Source organism: Streptomyces sp. NPDC037389 (assembly GCF_040636475.1).
Taxonomy (GTDB): Bacteria; Actinomycetota; Actinomycetes; order Streptomycetales; family Streptomycetaceae; genus Streptomyces; species Streptomyces hesseae.
This window is the reverse complement of the sequence record NZ_JBEZUS010000010.1, coordinates 275,406-292,745: the sequence shown is the minus strand read 5'-3', so window position 1 is coordinate 292,745 and position 17,340 is coordinate 275,406. Positions and strand designations below refer to the sequence as shown.

The window sequence follows — 17,340 nt, the reverse complement described above, 5'->3', positions numbered from 1 at the left end:
CCGATGAACACGCCGTGTGACGTCGCCGTCATCGGTGCGGGCCCGGCCGGCTGCGCCGCCGCGCTCGCCCACGCCCGTGCCGGCCACCGCGTCCTGCTCCTGGAGTCCTCGCACCGGCCGCCCGTCCGGCTGGCCGGGGAGTGGATCCACCCCGGTGGAGTCGCGGTGCTGCGCAGGCTCGGGGTCGGCATGCCCGCACCCCTCTCCCTCCCCGCCCTGGGTTTCGTCCTCCACCCGGAGGACGACAGCCCACCGATCACGCTGGCCTGCCCGCGCGGCGGCCGGGCCGCCACCGTGCGCCACCGCGAGCTGGTCGCCGCCCTCCGGGCGGTCGCGGCGGACCACCCCGCGATCACCCTCGCACTCGGAGCGCGCGTCACCTCCATCCGGCGCACCACGGTCGTCTACACCCGGGACGGCGGCCCCGAACGGCACATCCGCGTATGGCGCGTCATCGGCGGCGACGGGCAGTCCTCCATGGTGCGGCGCGCGATCCACTACGCCGCCCCGGCGACGACCGTCTCGCGCACGGCCGGCGTACTGCTGCGCGGTCTCGCCCTCCCCACGGAGGGATACGGTCACCTCTTCGCGGGCGGCCCGGGCCCCGTACTGGCCTACCGACTGGACGACGACACCGTCCGGGTGACCATCGACGTCCCCTTGTCCTCCCCGCGCTCCGCGGACCTGCCGTCCTACATACGGCGCGGCTACTCCCGGTTCCTCCCCACCGCCCTGGCCGGGCCCCTGTGCAGGGCGGTGGAGCGGAAGACGGTGCAGTGGGCCGCCAACCGGGTCCGGCTGCGCGCCTTCCACGGTCGTGGGCCCTACGCCCTGGTCGGTGACGCGGTCGGCACGTGTCACCCGCTCACCGCCTCCGGGCTGACCATCGGCCTGCGCGACGCCGAATGTCTCGCCCGTACCGAGGACGTCGCCGCTCACGGCCGGCGCCGCCGGGCGGCCGTGCGGGCACACGAACACCTCGCCGCCGCCATGCACCGCCTCTTCTGCGACCCGGGCCGGCCCACCGGGGACCTGCGCCGCAGCATGTACGCGGTCCTGCGCGCCAGCGGCGACGAACGCGAACGCATGATGCGGCTGCTGTGCGCGGAAGAACTCGGTCCCCTCTGTCTGACAGGCGCCGTCCTGCACGTCGCCCGTCACGCGCTGCACGAACAGCTGGTGACGGGCCGGTGCCGTACGTCATGGCCCACATCCGTGCGTGCGTGCGGGGACTACCTCAGCTGGCTGCGATGGATGAGTCGCCCACCGGGTCACGGCTGGGGCAGGTGACGAGGAGGATGCGCCCGTGCGTCGTCGGTACAGCGTTCACGGCAACACGGCGGCCCGGGGCGGCCTCCGTCTCCTCCGAGCCGTCGTCCGGTGGCGGCCCTGGCACAGCGCTCGTCCGACCCTGGCCGCGTGCGCCATCGCCACCGTGGCGATGGGTGTGTTCGGCGCGGGCGGTCTGGACCGGCTCAGCCTCTCCGGGGCGGTCCCGTCCGGATCGCCCGCCGTCCGGGACGCCGCCGTGCTCGGCAAGCGCTACGGCGTCTCCGCCCCCGACCTGGTACTGCTGCTGAGCGCCACCTCGGACGTACGCTCCCCGGAGGTCGCGGCGGCGGGCCGCGCGGTGGAGGAGGACGTCCGGCGGACACCGGGTGTCGGGGCCGTGTCCTCGTACTGGAGCACGCACGGTCCCGGTCTGATCTCCCGCGACGGGCGATCGGCGCTGGTCACCGCCGACCTGACCGGTGACGAAGTGCTCGGCTCGAAGACCGCCCAACGACTGGTCGCCACCCTCGGCGAACACCGCGGGCCGGTGACGATCAGGCCGACCGGACCGGCATGGATCCGTGCCGAGTCCCTTGAGGACAACCGTGCCGACCTGCTGAGGGCGGAGCTGATCTCCGCGCCGGCCTGCGCCCTCATTCTCCTGTTCGTCTTCCGTTCCCTCGTCGCGGCGCTGCTGCCGGTCGTCAGCGCCCTGGTCGCCACGGCGGGAACCCTGGCCTTCATGCGGCTGCTGAGCTCCGCCATGGCGGTCTCGGTGTACTCCTCGAACATCGCCACCGCCCTGGGGCTCGGCCTGGCGGTGGACTACGGCATCCTGGTGGTCGCTCGCTTCCGTGAGGAAGCCGCGACCGGCGCGACCCCGCAGGAGGCCATCGGGCGCAGCGTCCGCACCGCGGGCCGTGCGGTCGTCGTCTCGGCGAGCATCGTGCTGTCCTCGCTCTCCGCCTTGCTGCTCTTTCCTTTCGTGTTCCTGCGCTCGGCCGCCTGGGCCGCCATCGCCGTGGTGGTGTTCTCGGCGGCGGCTTCCGTGATCGTGGTACCGGCTCTGCTGGCGCTGCTCGGAGGGAACGTCGACCGGCTGGACCTGTTCGCCCGCCTCCGCGGGCCCAGCGCTTCCGGCCCCGAGGGAAGCCCGGCCCTGCGCCGGGTGACCCTGGCCGTCACCCGGCGGCCCGCCGTGGCGGTACTCGCCGCCACCTGCGTACTGGCCGCGATGTCCCTGCCCGCATGGCACGTCGCCCTGGGGCCGACCGACGTGGACAATCTCCCGCCGCATGCCAGGGGCCGTACGACAGCGGTGATGATCCGTCAGGGTTTCGCCTCGGCACCGGAACGGGAACTGATCGTCGGACTTCGGAAGGGCACACCGCGCGAGGACGTCGAGGGATACGCCCGCGCCGTGTCGGCGCTGCCGCAGACGGCCGCCGTCCGCACCTTCACCGGTCAGTACCGCGACGGCACGAAGACCGAGGCGCCGGGACCGTCGGACGCACCCCCGGATTCACCGGGCGGCCCGGTGCTGATCGTCACGTCACGTTCTCCTTCCGGTACGGCGGAATCGGCGGCCTTGGTACGGCGGCTGCGTACTCTTCCCGCCCACGGTCGTGTCCTTGTCGCCGGGGAGGCGGCGGAGGCGGTGGACGCCCGGTCCGCCATCCGGCGGGCTCTGCCGTGGTGCTGCGGGCTCGTCGCGGCCGCGACGTTCGTGCTCATGGCGCTCTTCACACGCAGCCTGCTGGTGCCGTTCAAGGCCGTGGCCGTGGCGGTGGCGAGCCTGGCGGCAACGCTCGGCTTTCTGGTGTACGTATTCCAGGACGGTCATCTGCGGGGTGTCGTAGGTGACTTCCACGTCGCCGGGCACCTCTCCGACACGACGACGGTCTTCCTGCTGGCGACCGCTTACGCGCTGTCGGTGGACTACGAGGTCTTCATCGTCGCCCGCGTCAAGGAGGAGTACCTCGCGTCAGGTGACAACACCTCGGCCGTCGTCGCGGGGATGCGGAAGACAGGCCGGCTCGTCACGGCGGCGTCGCTCGTCTTCGCGACCGCCATGGCCGGACCGGCGACCTCTCAGGTCACCTCGCTCAAACTGACCGGGTCGGGACTGGCTCTGGCTGTCCTGGTGGACGCCGTGGTGGTGCGAGGGGCTCTGGTTCCCGGCCTGATGACGCTGGCGGGCAAGGCGAACTGGTGGTTGCCGGGGGCCTGGGGACGGCGACGTCAGGCGCGCGGCGGGGCCCGAGGCGATGCCACGGCCTGACGGCGGCGGAGGAGGTGACCGAAAACCGCGTCGCCGCCCATCCGCCGACGCTCGGCATCGGAGCCCTTCTCGCCGTTGCGGCCGAGATCACGGAATCGTCAGCACCTGGCCGACGTCCACCACGTCCGGGTTGTCGATGCCGCTGGCGGCGGCGATCTCGGCGTAGCGGTTGCCGTCGCCGTAGAAGCGTTCGGCAATGGCCCACAGGGTGTCGCCGGCTTCGACAGTGTAGGTCTGGACGGTGGGTGGTGGCGGCGAGGGGACCTCGTCGTCAACCGCGGCCGCCGCGAACGGTTCCTCGACGGCGAGCGGGTCGTCGGTGTTGGTGTCCGACGCCCACAGCGGGCTGTCGTCCTTGCCGTACAGCACCACGTTGCGGTCGGCCTGCACGACCAGCCGGTCGGCGTCCATGCCGTTGGTGTCGGTGGCCCACACCGCGCCGTCGCCGGTGTAGAGCACGAAGTTGCCGTCCTCCTGGAGTACGGCCCGCTGGACCCCCTTCTCGTGGGTGTCGGTCGCCCACACCACGCCGCCCGGCTCGGAGAGCACCAGATTGCCGTCGTTCTGCAGCGTCAGGGTGTAGGCACCGCCTTGCAGGGATTGACCGAGACCGAGTTCATCGCCCACGTGCAGCGTGTCACCCATGGATGCTCCTTCCGGAAAAGGGGATTCGCTTCGTCGTACATCTTCGGTTCACGCATCGACGGCCGACCGCATTCGCTACCGACCGCGAACGCTACTGCTCGTCCGAGGTGCCCCGCAGGCCTCCTTCTGCGGATGCCCTAACTCTTCACATGGCGGGCAGCGGACATGCGGCAGGGATGCGCATGTGCTCCAAATGAGTGACGGCCTACGGATGGTCCGCGTCTGCGACGCACTGGCCGAAGGGCACGGCCCTGGGCTGCCCAGAGAGGGCTCCGCGCGGGGGAAGCCTCCGACCTGCGAGTCCGACTTGGACATGCGGTGTCATGTTCTGGCCGGGAGCGGAGACCGGGGCGAGCAGCACCAGCCCACCGGAACCGTGGAACCCGGCACATACCCGACGCGTCAGCCGGGCGCCCATCTGCCCGGAATCGGGAAATCCCCGTCAGCACCCACCACGAAGGGTCCGCCAACAAGCTGACGGACCCTCATGGATGATCGGGGTCAGAGCTCCGTCAGGGACGGGGGTCCGTCGACCGAAGTGCCGTAGTGGCGGTACCCGTCGTCCGTGTTGATGTTCGGCGCCTTGTCCTTCTGGAACAGGAGGATGATGTCGGAGCCGCCGAAGAGGAAGTAGCCGAACTCTTCGCCCTTCGGCACCTGGGCATCCTTCGGTGCCTGGGAAGGCTTGGTCATCGTCATGTGGACCGAAGAGACCTGTGCCATGCCCACCGGGACGACCGCGACCAGCCCGACGTCACCGTACGGGGAGTCGGCGGTGTCGATCACGATGACTCCACGTGCCTGGGTGAATTCGTAGCCGTCGGCGCTGCTGTCCGGGGCGTCGAACTGCCCGTTGCCGTCGATGGTGACGTCCAGGTACACCTTTCCCTGGATGGGGAAGCACTCCTTCACTTCCCCGGCCACGGGGGTGTGGAAGCGGTGGTACGAGTACGGAGTGAGGAAGTAGTGCACGAACGTGCCGCCCGCGAAGCTTTCGCCGTACGCGCTTCGATCACTGAGGAGTTGCGGGATCGAGGTGACTTCGTGAGTGAGCTTGAGTCGTAACGGACCGGCGGTCGGGTCGATGCTGGAGTCTTCCTTGATGGGGTACCGCATCTTGTAGACGCAGTCGGCGGGCATGGCCACCGTGCGGTTGTCCGTCGGGTCGGTGATCGGCCGCAGGCCGGGGTTGAGCTCGCGGGCGAAGAACTGGTTGAAGGTGAGCCAGCCGCTCGGCTCGTTGGGCTTGTCGCCGACCATCGAGTCCTCAACGCGGTAGCGCGGCGCGAGTTTGAACGACACGAGTTGCTCTTCGCTGAACGACGCCGTCGTGTCGAGGAAGCTCCCCCACGCGTCGGCGTATCGAACCAGCCAGTCCTTGAACCACGTATCGTTCTGCACGATCTTGCCGCCGACCTCCTGGTCGACGAGGTAGTAGAAGTGACACAGCCGGTCGTAGACTTCCTGCTGCCCGTTCCCACCGGAGGACCAGGCCTCACCGGGGTCCTGCCTCGGCGCCCACCTGGAGAATTTGCCCAGGTAGCCGAGATAGTCGGGGACATTCCGCGGCCATTCCAGCGCGTCGAACAACGCGCCTTTGAGGTTCACCTTTGCATTCTCGTACCCCTGCGTGAGCGAATCCGTCAGCAGGTCGCGCAAGACCTTGTCCTCGTCCAGTTTTTTCCTGAGTTCGTCGATCACCTTGATCGAGGCGTACGTGATGGTCATGGTCAAGCTCCTGTCGTCGATGGGGTTCCCGCCCTCCGTCGGCCGCAGTGGCCGCGCCCGCGGAGTCCGTCGCAGTACCTCGTCCGATGGTGCCGACTACGTTCCGGGCGGGAAGGTCTCCCAGGTCGCGCCGGGCGGGCGGGGATTCATGCGGCTGCGGAATTCCTCGTACTGCGGGTATTGGTCACAGAAGGCGTCCGGGTTGAACTCCTGGCTGCAGGAGTTGCCCCAGATCCCCTGGAACGTCAGGTTCATGGGGTCGGCACCGGCATGGTGGACCTTGCCGTCGTTGGCGCCCCACGGGAAGAACGGCGGCTGGCCGTGGTTGCCGTACTTGCCGTCGTCGCGGTCGAGGTGCCCGCACACCGATCGGGAGCTGCCGGTGTCCTTGTCACCGGTGTAGACATCGGTGTGGTCGGAGATGATTTGTTTGGCGCGGTCCAGGTCCACCTTCTCCTGCTTGATGAGCCGGTCGAGGGTGATACGCCGCGCTCCGTTGCCCCGGATGTCGTAGTGCTGCATCGGGTCCTTGCACTCACGCAGCCGGATCTCCTGGGACTGCGCGACGTTGCAGCCGGCGAAGTACCCGTCGGTCTTGAACTCCAGGTGCGCCAGCTTCGGGTCGCTGCCCAGCTCGTAGCAGGCGATCGCGATCTCGCCGTCGGATCGCCCGGACGGGCCGCCCAACAACCAGGTGTTCACGTAGCCCGCGTTGTTGTTCTCGGCGAACCGGGATGTCCAGTCCATGATGGAGTCGGCGAACTGGGTGGCGACGCGGGACCGCACGAACTCGGGCTTGCCGTGGGGGTTGTAGTCGCCGTCGAACGACCCGATCGTGCTCTCCGTCACGATCAGGCCGGCGTCGGTGAGCAGCCAGTCCGTGTTCGAGGTCACCCAGCCCGGCGCGGCCTGCTCAGCACCCGGTGCCCCTTGCCCACGGGTGGCCTGATGCCCAGGACCACGTTGTAGGCGTCGCCGCTGGCGAACCGGTCCCACGAGTTGTGCGCGGCCACGATCCGGCCGTCGGTTGTCGCCGAACCGATCGCCATGAACGCCGAGCACCGCGGCCGGGCCTCCCGACGCTTCCGCGCCCCACGACCGTGGTGCTTCTCCAGGTACCACGGCCACCAGGAGTCGATCAACTCCTCCGCGCCGTTGAGCGCCACCAGTTGGTCGAACGTGACGTCGGTCCGCCCCTTGTTGTGACAGCCCTCGACGATGCCCTCCAGCTCACGCCGGACCTCTTCGTGGACATCCTTGAGGTCGAACGCCTCATGCACCTTCGAGACGAAGAACTCGAACGGCAGGCCGGTGTCCTGCCTGGACATGAAATCGGCGCGCTCCAACGACTCCACGGTCCGGTCGGCCAGCGCCTCGCCGTGTGCCACGCCGCGCGCTTTCGCCTCACCTTCCATCACGACGTAGCGCCACCTGGACGGATTTCCCATCGGCTTCTCCTCGGCTCGATCCGGGTAGTCCCCTACCGCTCGGTCCTCTGGCGGCGCCGCCGAACCGACGCCGGGCTTCTTGCCACGAGCGAGGCTGTGGTCGCCCTGAGGGTGAAGTTTTCCCGTTGGTCGTTGCGCGATTTCCGGATCCCGCCAAGCTACCCGTGGATGTTTCGACGCGTCAGCGGGGAACCTGCCGTCTCAGAAGGCGGCACAGAATCGGCCAGAGGGTTTGTCCGGCAACATTCTGTGACCTCCGGGAAGGCCACCACAGGAACTTGACCTTGTGGACTGTCATTCGAAATGGCCCTGAACGATCAGGGCTGGTTGATCTTCTCCTCTCCGAGCATGCAGGCCGGTGGCACATGTGACGCGGTGCCTGCGAATTTCGGCATGCAGTTGAAGAATGTAAATGTGTGCCGATGCCAACGAGTGCTTCAGTGGCTCTGGGGCGCGCGAGTGTGACACCTGATACTGCCGACGGAAGTCATCAGGCCAATGATCTCCGTGTCCCCATGGCCCCTGTGTGGCAGGATGCGGCTGGTCCAACCCTTGGCCATCAAATCGGACATCAGGGTGACGGGAAGAGGGCGATCCACCCGGTACCGGGGCCGTACGGCCTGCCACCGGCCCCTTTGCCGTAGCCGCCGGGGGCATCCCTTCTGAATCTCCCCGGCCCATATGTGCCTGGTCGCATGCGGGCCTTGACACTTCCGCGCACGCTGGGCCGACGATCGTCCGGGCCGGCACGTATGGCTACGCCGTCCCCAGGGGTGCGACGGTCCTGACGATCGAAGTGGTCGGGGCGGGCGGCGGGGACGCCGGGTCCACGTCGGTCGCCACATCAGACCGTCCCGCGCCGACCGACGCCGATGCGGTGCGGCCCGGTCACCCCGTGCGACCGCGCAGAGCCAACGTTTCGATGACCTCCGCCGTCCCGGGCGACGCCGCGGGCAGAGGGGGCGTCCGGCCGCGGGACGCCTGTTGACGCAGTGTCTCGGCCAGCTCCCCGGGCGTGCGGGGCCAAGGCACGAGTCCCGCGCGGGCGAGAGTGGCCGCGTTCTGCCTGCCGTGACCCGCCAGCACCTGGTAACTGACCGCAGGCAACCCGGCGACCAGCGCCTCGGTCGGTGACAGGCCTCCGGCATTGTGTACCAGGACCTCTGCCGCGGCCATCAACTGCGGCATGTCGTCACGCCAGCCCAGCGCCACCACGCCCGGCAGACCCGCCGCCTTCCGCCTTAGCCGGGCGTTGCGGCCGCACAGCACCAAGCACCACAGCCACGATGCCGGGCACCTCCCGCACCGCGGCGACGCTCGCCATCACATCACCCGAGCCCAAGGCCCCCGCCACCATCAGCCGCCCCGGTGGCACTCCCGACCTATCGCGCACCGCTCGGCGCGGAGTCTCGTCCACTGGCCGGCGGAACACGGAAGCGACCAACGGCCCGCCCACCGACATCGTCACTCCGTAGCGTTCCGCGGCCTCCACCGCCGTCGCTTCGAAGGCCGTCAGGTACAGATCGACGCCCGGATGCACCCACAGTCGGTTCGGAGCCGGATCGGTCAGGCAGCACACCACAGGGATGCCCAGCCCACCGTCCCCCCGCAGCATGCCCAGCGTCTGCGTGGCCGGAGGAAAGACCGAACCCACGGACGAGCTCCCGCGCGGCGCCGTCGTGCCCCGCTCCCATGCTGCCCGAGATCACCAGCACCCGCGGAGCCCCGCTCCGGCCGGCGCCTCCTGCCGCCATCACGCCGCGACGCTCTCGGCGAGACGGGCGACTTCGCGGGCGAAAGCCGCCACGAGCTGCGGCGACGGCAGACAGACCCACCTCGCCGCCACTCGATTGCGCAGGTCATCCGCAGCGGGTGGGCTGCCGCGGAGCAGGAGGCTTACGCACCGGATCAGATGACCCCAGGTGTGCCGGGCCACGAACTCGTCCGCCGATGAGAGAGAAACGCAACGGCTCATCAGCCTGAGACTGCCTGCGCGGCAGGCGGATGAAACGCCGCGCGGACAGCAGAGCCTCGTGATTCTCCGTTCGGCCGTGCCACCCTCCGCTCAGGAAGGTGTCCACGGCCCGCGTCCGCCAGGCCATGCGGCTCGGCGGCGGGGACACGGCGGGTACCCACGCGTGCGATCCGGCGTGCGGGTGGCATCGGCCGCCTTCCGACACGCCACGAGGCTGCGCGCGCTACGAAGCCGGCGTGCTCGCCTCGCGGAAGCCCGCCACCCACTCCGCGGTGGCCCGCAGGCCACCGAAGGTGTAGAAGTGCAGCTTGACGGTGCCGTGCCGCTGCGGGTCGTAGCCATCGGCGAGGGCGCGGAGGAACCGGTCGGGGCCGGCCGTCCCCATGAGGTGGGTGAGGGAAAGGCCGTACTTCCGGGCGATGGCCGCGCTGGTCCCGACACCGAACCGGCCCGCGTATCCCAGAAGCTTGCGCACCCCTGCGGGCCCGGGCACACCGACCCTGACGGGCAGGTGGATACCGCGCTCACGCGCTTCCTCGATCCATCCGAGGACCGGGTCGGGATCGAAACCGAACTGCGTGATGATGTGACCGGGTATGCCACGCTCGGCGAGCGCGGCAGCCTTCTGCTCCAGCGCCGACCACAGCCGCGGGCCGGTGATGACCGGGTGCCCCTCCGGGTAGCCGCAGACACCGACCCGCCGGACACCGTACTGCTCCAGCAGCCCCGACCGGATCAGCGCCAGGGCGTCCTCGTACGGCCCCTCCGGCACGGCCGGGTCCCCGCCCACCGCGAAGACCTGCCCGGACGTCCCGTCCGCCCGGAGCCGGGAGAGGAACTCCTCGAACGCCGCGCGAGAGGGCATCCGGCGGGCCGACACATGCGGAACGGGCTCGAAGCCGAGGGCCTTCACGGCACGGGCAGCGGTGAGCCGCATCGCCAGCCCTTCGCTGCCCAGGTAGGTCACGTTGACACGCGTGCCCCCGGGGAGGAGCCGCCCGGCCTCTTCGAGGGCCGGTACGTCCTTGCCGGTCATTTCGAGGGAGAAGTCCTCGAGCAGCAGGCCGGCAGCCCCACCGGGCGAGGTGGTACGAGAATGCATCGTGCTCCGTAAGGCGTGGGACGACCCCGACTGCAAGAGGGTAAAGGAGCCCCCGGCCGTGCCCGCCTCCGACCGGTTCCCCGGCGCTCCGGGGCCCCACCGGACACATCGCCGGACACTCCGGCGCCCCCCAGTGGGTCCAGCCGCCGAGCGCCCTGTGCCCGCGCCCAACCCGGCCACGCCCGGCACGCCAGATCTTGACGTTTTCCTGACGCCACTCCCGGGCAGGGCCAGGAATCCATTGCTTACGCTGGCTCGGCTGTCCACACGATGGCCGAATTCAGACCCCAGCAGAGCACCAGGAGCACCACACATGGCCACCCCGACCGACACGCACCCGAGTCGTCTGCGGGGGTGGATGCTGGAGGGGCTCTCCGACATGGGCAAGGGCCGTCCTTCGCAGGCCGTGCCGGCGCCCGAGCACAAGGGCCAGCCCTGGTACCGGGTGATGTGCCTGACCGGTGTCGACTATTTCTCGACCCTCGGCTACCAGCCGGGCATCGCCGCCCTGGCCGCCGGTCTCCTCTCCCCCGTCGCGACGATCGTGCTCGTGATCGTGACCCTGGCCGGCGCGCTGCCCGTCTACCGGCGCGTGGCCGAGGAGAGCCCGCACGGCGAGGGTTCGATCGCGATGCTGTCGCGGTTGCTGTCCTTCTGGAAGGGCAAGCTGTTCGTCCTCACGCTGCTGGGCTTCGCCGCGACCGACTTCCTGATCACGATCACGCTGTCGGCCGCGGACGCCTCCACCCACCTGGTGGAGAACCCCAATCTGGCAGGGGCCCTGCACAACAAGCAGGTGCTGATCACCATGATCCTCATCGCGTTGCTCGGCGCGGTGTTCCTCAAGGGCTTCATGGAGGCGATCGGCGTCGCCGTCGTCCTGGTCACGGTCTACCTCGCGCTCAACGCGGTGGTCGTGGTCACCGGCCTGTGGCACGTCCTCACAGAAGGCCACGTCGTCACGGACTGGACCGCCGCCCTCACCACCGAGCACGGCAACGTCTTCGTCATGATCGGCGTCGCGCTGATCGTCTTCCCGAAGCTGGCGCTCGGCCTGTCCGGCTTCGAGACCGGCGTGGCCGTGATGCCGCACGTCAAGGGCGCCCCGGACGACACCGAGGACAGGCCCGCCGGGCGGATTCGCGGCACCAAGAAGCTGCTCACGACCGCCGCGGTCATCATGAGCGTCTTCCTGATCATGACCAGCTTCATCACCACCGTGCTCATCCCGCACAAGGAGTTCGAGTCCGGCGGCGCTGCCAGCGGCCGCGCGCTCGCCTACCTGGCGCACGAGTACCTGGGCAACGCCTTCGGCACGGTCTACGACGTCTCGACCATCCTCATCCTGTGGTTCGCGGGTGCCTCCGCCATGGCCGGTCTGCTCAACCTGATGCCGCGCTACCTGCCCAAGTACGGCATGGCCCCGCACTGGGCCCGCGCCGTGCGCCCCATGGTGATCGTCTTCACGCTCGTCGCCTTCGTCGTCACCTGGATCTTCGACGCCGACGTCGATGCCCAGGGCGGCGCCTACGCCACCGGTGTCCTGGTCCTCATCTGCTCCGCCGCCATCGCCGTCACGATCGCCGCCCGCAAGGCCGGCCAGCGCGGCTGGACCATCGCCTTCGGCGTCATATCCGCCGTCTTCCTCTACACCACCGTCCTCAACGTGATCGAGCGCCCGGACGGTGTGAAGATCGGTGCCTGCTTCACCGCCGGCATCCTCCTCGTCTCCCTCCTCTCCCGCCTCGGCCGCGCCTTCGAACTCCGTGTCACGCATGTGGAACTCGACAAGACGGCAGAACGGTTCATTCGCGACATCTCCCAGCGCACGCCGCGCTTCATAGCCAACGAACCCGACGAGCGCGACACCACCGAATACCGCGAGAAGATCGAACAGATCCGGGCCGACAACGACATCCCCACCACCGAGGACTTCGTCTTCGTCGAGGTCACGGTCACCGACCCCTCCGAGTTCGAGGCCGGCCTGACGGTACGCGGCGAGATCATGCACGGCCGCTACCGCGTCCTCACGATGGAGAGCTCCTCCGTCCCCAACGCCCTCGCGGCCTTCCTCCTCCACGCCCGCGACCTCACCGGCACCCGCCCCCACGTCTTCTTCGAGTGGACCGAGGGCAACCCCTTCACCAACTTCGTCCGCTTCTTCCTCTTCGGCCAGGGCGAGGTCGCTCCGGTCACCCGCGAGATCCTGCGCGAGGCCGAACCGGACCGCGACCGCCGCCCCCGCGTCCACGTCGGCTGATCAACCGTCCACCGCGCGAGCCGGAATCGCCGCCCTGCGCTGGTTCGCGTCTATCACGCATGAGGTCGGGGCCCGCACCCAGGTGATCGTCAGTACGTGTTCCTCATCCTCGGTGCTGATCGAATGGCCACGGAAGCACCTGGTCAAGAGCGGCCTCTCGGGCGATTGTCCCGCTGTTCCGGCCACCGGAACTCGCCCGCCTCCTTGGCCGCAGTGCCTGGCGGGTAGACAGGCGTCATGAACCTGGACCCGGGACGCATCGGCATCTGGAGCCTGGCCTTCACCCACGGGGACCGCGGCGCGGCGTACGAGGCGGCCGCCGAGCTGGAGGAGCTGGGCTACGGCACGCTCTGGCTCGGCGGCAACCCGGGCGGCAACCCCCGCGGTGATCTCATCACGACGGCTGAGCTGCTCTCGGCGACGAGCCGCACCGTGGTCGCCCCCGCCTGCGTGTCCATCTGGCATCAGTCCGCTCCCGCCCTCGCCACCACGTACCAGGCGCTACCGGCGCGGATACGCAACCGCCTGCTCCTCGGCCTCGGCGTGGGCCACCCGAAGACCGATCAGGACTATCACCGCCCGTACACATCTCTTTGCGCCTACCTCGACGAGCTGGACAGCCTTGACGGCTCTCCCGCGCCGATTCCCCGGCCGGCGCGGATTCTGGGCGCCCACGGCCCGAGGATGGCGCGGCTGGCCGCCACCCGCGCCGCAGGTGTCCAGCCGCACCTCACCACCACCGACCACACCGCGCGCACCCGTGAACTGCTCGGCGACGGCCCACTGCTGGCCCCCTCGGTGTCGGTGGTGCTGGAGACGAGCCCCAGCACGGCCCGGGCGACGGCCCGTGCGGCGCTCGCCCCTTACCTTGCCCAGCCCAACTACGCCGGCAACTGGCTGCGCTCCGGCTTCACCGCCGACGACCTCGTGGAGCATGGCAGCGACCGCCTCATCGACGCCCTCTTCGCCTGGGGCACCCTCGACAGGATCACCGCCCGGATCGCCGAACACCTGAACACGGGCGCCGACCACGTAGCAGTCCAGGTCGTCACCGACGCGACATACGGATTTCCGCTCACCGAGTGGCGAACCCTGGCCCAGCCCCTCAAGCAGACGAACTCTTCCTGACGCCGTCGGCCCGGCAAGACCGGCTCGTTCGGCTCGCGCCCGGGCTGCGCCAAGTGGGGGGGGACACAGCGGTGACCGGTCGTGCGGCGGCCTGTGGAACGCTGTATGGCGTCCTCGCGCCATCGCCGGTCGGGCACCGCGGCCGCCAGTTGTCACCCGTCCTCACGCACCGCTGACCGGCGCGTTCGCCGCCCACCCGGCTACGTGCCGTCAGGCGTTCCAGGTCGCTGTCGACTTCGGCTTCGTGGCTGTGGCCGCGATCGCCGACGCCCTGCCGCAGGAGGAGGCCCTCGCCCTGGCCAAGCGCCTGGGCCGCTGCGACTGCGGCCGGCTCGTCCTGGACGACGACAGCGTGGGCCCCCGCAGAGTTGGCAGGGGCCCACGGCACGAGCAGCAGAGGAGTGCCGGGACCTTCCCTCGACGAGCGGCATCCTGGTCAGCGCGGCTTACTGTCCGCTGGTGGCCTGACGGCCCGGCTTCACTTCAGGTGCCGGGTGAGGAACTGGGCCGCGGCGTCCCCCGCGAACTGCGGGACGCCGGTGTGCCCGCCGAGATTGGCGTGCAGGGTTTTCTCCCTGGAGCCGAAGGCGTCGAACAAGTCCAGGGCCGCCTGCCGGTCGTTCCCTTCGTCGTCCCACTGCAACAGGACGTGCAGCGGAATGGTGACCTGACGGGCCTCCTCGAACATGGCGCGAGGTACGAAACTCCCGGCGAACAGAACGGCCGCCGAGATGCGCGGCTCGACCACCGCCAGCCGGGTCCCGATGGAGATCACTCCCCCCGAGTACCCGACCGGGCCGTCGATCCCGGGCAGCGAAAGGAGGGCGTCCAGGGCGGCCTGCCATTCCGGGACCGCCTTCTCGGCGAGCGGGAGAATGAGCGCGTCGATGATCTCGTCGCCGACCGGCTCGCCGGCCTCCAGCGCCCGGCGCAGGTCGGCGCGGGCCCGCTCGGCGGCGGCCCAACGAGGCCGTTCACCGCTCCCGGGGAGCTCGATGGTGGCTGCGGCGAAGCCCTCCGCCGCAGAGTGACGGGCTCGCCCCGCCAGCCGGGGGTACATCTTGTGCAGTCCGCCGGGGTGGCCGAGCAGGATCAGCGGCGCCGGTGCGGATGCGGGTGCGGGTGCGGGCGTCCACAGGATGCCGGGGATCTCGCCGAGTGTGAACCCGCGCTCGAGGACACCGTCGTCGAGACGCCGTTCGGAAGTGAAGTGCATGGTCATGGTCGTGCCTTTCGGGAGTGCACCGGAACGGCGCTCCCGGACGACCTATCGCCCGACCGTGACCCCGGAGGGGAGCACCCATGTCGATACTGCGTTCACGGGTACCACCTCCTCGTTCTCTCGCACGGCCTCCGAAGAACGTAGCAGTGGTCGCGATGCACCGCCAAACAGGTTTTTGCGCAAGGTCCGTGGCTGGATGCCAAGGAGTCGGAACACCACGCAGAACTCCTTGGGGCCTCATCACGGTGGGGCCTCATCACTGTGGGGCCTCATCACGGCTTCTCGTGGCGAGGCCCTGCGACGGCGGGGCACGCCGGGGCGATGTCGTTCCTCATGAACGTCGAACACGACGCGCCGTCGACGCCTCTCGATCTCGTGTACCGGTGCTGTCGATTCTCGGGTCCAGGCGCACTCGTCGTGCGGCAGCGCGGGCCGTACTGGCCGGGCCCCGACTTCACTGGAATTTCAGTCCGCGCTGCCAGAGTGACGGTCGGCACCAGGACGGCAATATGGGATGGCCCCGTGCTGCGTTGGTCGGCCCTTGGGAACGTTTTCAGTGACCTACAAGGGTGAGCGTCCCGTGCCTGTTGAAGATGCTCTGTCCGTCTGCGTGATCTGGAGGTCACCAGGATCATCGAGACGCTGAACATCGAGACTGTCGATCGTCAGTCGGTTCCCCAGTCCTGTGAGCAAGTAATTCTCCGGGCGTGGGCATGTGTTGATGGTGCTGATGACTACCCGGCCTTCTTCCCGGTGTTCCCGGCGGCTGCTCTGGGGCGCTGGTTCGGCCGATAGCCGGCTCCGTTCATGAAGAGCTGGTGGCTGTTGCTGATGAGGCGGTCGAGGAGGGACTCGGCGACCACGGAGGTGGGGAAGAGCGGACACCGGTCTTGCGGGGCCCGGTCGGGGGGCAGGATCAGCGAGCGCCCGGCGCGTTCGGTGATCAGCTCGTAGAGGTCGTAGGCCTGGGGTGGGATGAGCCCGCGCATGGCGGAGTCGTCCAGGATGAGGATGTCGGGACGGGCGAGTTCACGCAGGCGCCGTTCCCGGCAGGAACTTCAGCTTCTCCACCTCGCCGCCCACGCTGTCCGTCGACGCCTGCACCGGCCCGGTCACCATCCAGTGCAACGGAGCCGGTACCCGGTACCGGCGCAAGGCCACCGACTCCTCCGGGAAATCGGCCGAAGCACCGGGCCCCGGGGCGCCGGTGGCGTCGGGAACGACGCTCATGACCACCATCGTGAACCGCTCCGAACCGCACGCGTCAGAGACAACCCGCAACGCGCACCCATACGAAAGCGGCCACGCCGGCCGACGAGTTCACCCAGAACGCAGAGGCCAGGAATCACCACACGACTGACGCCATTCTGCGATCCAAGTCAAACCTCCATCCCTTTTCGGTCGGTTCGTCACGGCCTTTTAGGATCCATCTCATTCCAAGGAGATGCATGAGAATCACACGGGTCGGCCTCCTGGCAGCGGCGGCGGCGCTGCTGCTCGCGCCGATCGCGCCCACGCCCGCCTCGGCCTCCGCCCCGGCTCCACAAGCTAATGCGGCGGCCGAACGGCCGGACTTCCAGCTTCCCTTCCCCTGCGACAGCGTCATCGAGCTGAAGACCTACCGGGGTCACAACCCGGACGACAAAAAGATCGACATGTACCGGCAGGGCATGCGGGAAGGAAGCCCCGTCCTGGCCTCAGCCGACGGCTACGTGCACGAGAACTTCTCGCCGGGCGGGCTGGAGATCCGGCACGGCGGCGGATGGTTCACCACGTACATGCACATGACCGGCGTCGCGAAGGCCGGCACATGGGTCAAGCGCGGCGACGTGGTCGGCTACATGGGGGATGTCGGATCGGAAGGCAAGCCGCACCTGCACTACGAGCAGCTGTACAACCCCGACAGCGACCAGGACGCCGACAACCAGCACATCGTCAACCCCGTCCTTCAGGGGCGGGGGCCGTTGGTCATGGACCCTGACAACCCGATCACTATGACCAGCACGAACTGCGGTGTGTCCACTGGCAGCAGCCTGTTCGCCCAGTCTCCGGACCGTTCCGGTGTGTTCCAGTGGTCCGGCAACGGCACCGCGTGGAACAAAGTCGGCGGGGCGGCCGGGACACTGTACGCGGGCGGAGCGGGCCTGTTCGCCACCAACCCCGACAACGGGGACCTGTTCAAGATGAACGGGCCCAACAACTGGAGCAAAGTCGGCGGACCCGCCAAGACCTTCGCCGTCACCGGCAACAGCCTCTTCGGACTCTCACCCGACGGCAAC

Annotated in this window: 15 protein-coding genes; 5 read left to right on the top strand and 10 right to left on the bottom strand. The window is 69.2% G+C overall.

Annotated elements, in window-relative coordinates; genetic code table 11:
- Window positions 1–3 precede the first annotated feature (3 nt).
- Window positions 4–1,290, top strand: a complete 1,287-nt coding sequence (locus tag AB0E98_RS23650) for an FAD-dependent oxidoreductase (RefSeq protein ID WP_361705820.1) — start codon at window positions 4–6, stop codon at window positions 1,288–1,290.
- 16 nt (window positions 1,291–1,306) lie between these two features.
- Window positions 1,307–3,553, top strand: a complete 2,247-nt coding sequence (locus tag AB0E98_RS23645; protein ID WP_361705819.1) for an MMPL family transporter — start codon at window positions 1,307–1,309, stop codon at window positions 3,551–3,553.
- A gap of 87 nt (window positions 3,554–3,640) precedes the next feature.
- On the opposite strand, the gene AB0E98_RS23640 is transcribed toward AB0E98_RS23645, so the two are convergent.
- The 7 genes from AB0E98_RS23640 to AB0E98_RS23610 all read right to left on the bottom strand — a co-directional run bounded on the left by AB0E98_RS23640 (window position 3,641) and on the right by AB0E98_RS23610 (window position 10,451).
- A complete protein-coding gene (locus tag AB0E98_RS23640; protein ID WP_361705816.1) occupies window positions 3,641–4,198 on the bottom strand; it encodes a LysM peptidoglycan-binding domain-containing protein in 558 nt (185 codons plus the stop codon).
- 501 nt (window positions 4,199–4,699) lie between these two features.
- Window positions 4,700–5,926, bottom strand: coding sequence for a phosphatidylserine decarboxylase (locus tag AB0E98_RS23635; protein WP_361705814.1), 1,227 nt, complete (start codon window positions 5,924–5,926; stop codon window positions 4,700–4,702).
- 96 nt (window positions 5,927–6,022) lie between these two features.
- A complete protein-coding gene (locus tag AB0E98_RS23630; RefSeq protein ID WP_361705812.1) occupies window positions 6,023–6,820 on the bottom strand; it encodes a hypothetical protein in 798 nt (265 codons plus the stop codon).
- Window positions 6,817–7,374: a hypothetical protein gene (locus AB0E98_RS23625; protein WP_361705811.1), complete on the bottom strand. Its 558-nt coding sequence runs from the start codon at window positions 7,372–7,374 to the stop codon at window positions 6,817–6,819. Before AB0E98_RS23625 ends, AB0E98_RS23630 begins: the two co-directional genes overlap by 4 nt.
- A gap of 888 nt (window positions 7,375–8,262) precedes the next feature.
- Window positions 8,263–8,643 (bottom strand): glycosyltransferase, encoded by a 381-nt coding sequence (locus tag AB0E98_RS23620; protein ID WP_361705991.1) that lies wholly within the window; start codon window positions 8,641–8,643, stop codon window positions 8,263–8,265.
- The gene (locus AB0E98_RS23615) at window positions 8,567–9,028 is read right to left on the bottom strand and encodes a hypothetical protein (RefSeq protein ID WP_361706008.1); all 462 of its coding nucleotides are present in this window, start codon (window positions 9,026–9,028) and stop codon (window positions 8,567–8,569) included. Before AB0E98_RS23615 ends, AB0E98_RS23620 begins: the two co-directional genes overlap by 77 nt.
- A 544-nt stretch (window positions 9,029–9,572) precedes the next feature.
- Window positions 9,573–10,451, bottom strand: coding sequence for a methylenetetrahydrofolate reductase (locus tag AB0E98_RS23610; protein ID WP_361705808.1), 879 nt, complete (start codon window positions 10,449–10,451; stop codon window positions 9,573–9,575).
- Between the two features lie 313 nt (window positions 10,452–10,764).
- Between AB0E98_RS23610 and AB0E98_RS23605 the strand changes: the two genes are divergently transcribed.
- Together AB0E98_RS23605 and AB0E98_RS23600 are read left to right on the top strand one after the other, a co-directional pair.
- On the top strand, window positions 10,765–12,711 hold the full coding sequence (locus tag AB0E98_RS23605; RefSeq protein WP_361705806.1) for an amino acid transporter: 1,947 nt from the start codon (window positions 10,765–10,767) through the stop codon (window positions 12,709–12,711).
- A gap of 237 nt (window positions 12,712–12,948) precedes the next feature.
- Window positions 12,949–13,839 carry a TIGR03620 family F420-dependent LLM class oxidoreductase gene (locus AB0E98_RS23600; RefSeq protein WP_361705803.1) on the top strand — a complete coding sequence of 297 codons (891 nt, stop codon included), beginning with the start codon at window positions 12,949–12,951 and terminating at the stop codon, window positions 13,837–13,839.
- Window positions 13,840–14,317: 478 nt separating this feature from the next.
- Here AB0E98_RS23600 and AB0E98_RS23595 read toward each other — a convergent pair whose 3' ends face one another.
- The 3 genes from AB0E98_RS23595 to AB0E98_RS23585 all read right to left on the bottom strand — a co-directional run bounded on the left by AB0E98_RS23595 (window position 14,318) and on the right by AB0E98_RS23585 (window position 16,291).
- Window positions 14,318–15,055 (bottom strand): alpha/beta hydrolase, encoded by a 738-nt coding sequence (locus tag AB0E98_RS23595; RefSeq protein WP_361705988.1) that lies wholly within the window; start codon window positions 15,053–15,055, stop codon window positions 14,318–14,320.
- 740 nt (window positions 15,056–15,795) lie between these two features.
- The gene (locus AB0E98_RS23590) at window positions 15,796–16,050 is read right to left on the bottom strand and encodes a hypothetical protein (RefSeq protein ID WP_361705800.1); all 255 of its coding nucleotides are present in this window, start codon (window positions 16,048–16,050) and stop codon (window positions 15,796–15,798) included.
- A gap of 40 nt (window positions 16,051–16,090) precedes the next feature.
- Window positions 16,091–16,291 (bottom strand): hypothetical protein, encoded by a 201-nt coding sequence (locus tag AB0E98_RS23585; RefSeq protein WP_361705798.1) that lies wholly within the window; start codon window positions 16,289–16,291, stop codon window positions 16,091–16,093.
- Window positions 16,292–16,509: 218 nt separating this feature from the next.
- Here AB0E98_RS23585 and AB0E98_RS23580 point away from each other — a divergent pair.
- The coding region (locus tag AB0E98_RS23580) for a M23 family metallopeptidase (protein WP_361705796.1) at window positions 16,510–17,340 on the top strand (831 nt) is incomplete at its 3' end.

Bases quoted from the DNA above. Each gene is read 5' to 3' on its own strand.
- AB0E98_RS23650 (WP_361705820.1), top strand. From the start codon at position 4: ATGAACACGCCGTGTGACGTCGCCGTCATCGGTGCGGGCCCGGCCGGC.
- AB0E98_RS23640 (WP_361705816.1), bottom strand. From the start codon at position 4,198: ATGGGTGACACGCTGCACGTGGGCGATGAACTCGGTCTCGGTCAATCC.
- AB0E98_RS23635 (WP_361705814.1), bottom strand. From the start codon at position 5,926: ATGACCATCACGTACGCCTCGATCAAGGTGATCGACGAACTCAGGAAA.
- AB0E98_RS23625 (WP_361705811.1), bottom strand. From the start codon at position 7,374: ATGGGAAATCCGTCCAGGTGGCGCTACGTCGTGATGGAAGGTGAGGCG.
- AB0E98_RS23610 (WP_361705808.1), bottom strand. From the start codon at position 10,451: ATGCATTCTCGTACCACCTCGCCCGGTGGGGCTGCCGGCCTGCTGCTC.
- AB0E98_RS23605 (WP_361705806.1), top strand. From the start codon at position 10,765: ATGGCCACCCCGACCGACACGCACCCGAGTCGTCTGCGGGGGTGGATG.
- AB0E98_RS23600 (WP_361705803.1), top strand. From the start codon at position 12,949: ATGAACCTGGACCCGGGACGCATCGGCATCTGGAGCCTGGCCTTCACC.
- AB0E98_RS23595 (WP_361705988.1), bottom strand. From the start codon at position 15,055: ATGCACTTCACTTCCGAACGGCGTCTCGACGACGGTGTCCTCGAGCGC.
- AB0E98_RS23590 (WP_361705800.1), bottom strand. From the start codon at position 16,050: ATGCGCGGGCTCATCCCACCCCAGGCCTACGACCTCTACGAGCTGATC.
- AB0E98_RS23585 (WP_361705798.1), bottom strand. From the start codon at position 16,291: ATGAGCGTCGTTCCCGACGCCACCGGCGCCCCGGGGCCCGGTGCTTCG.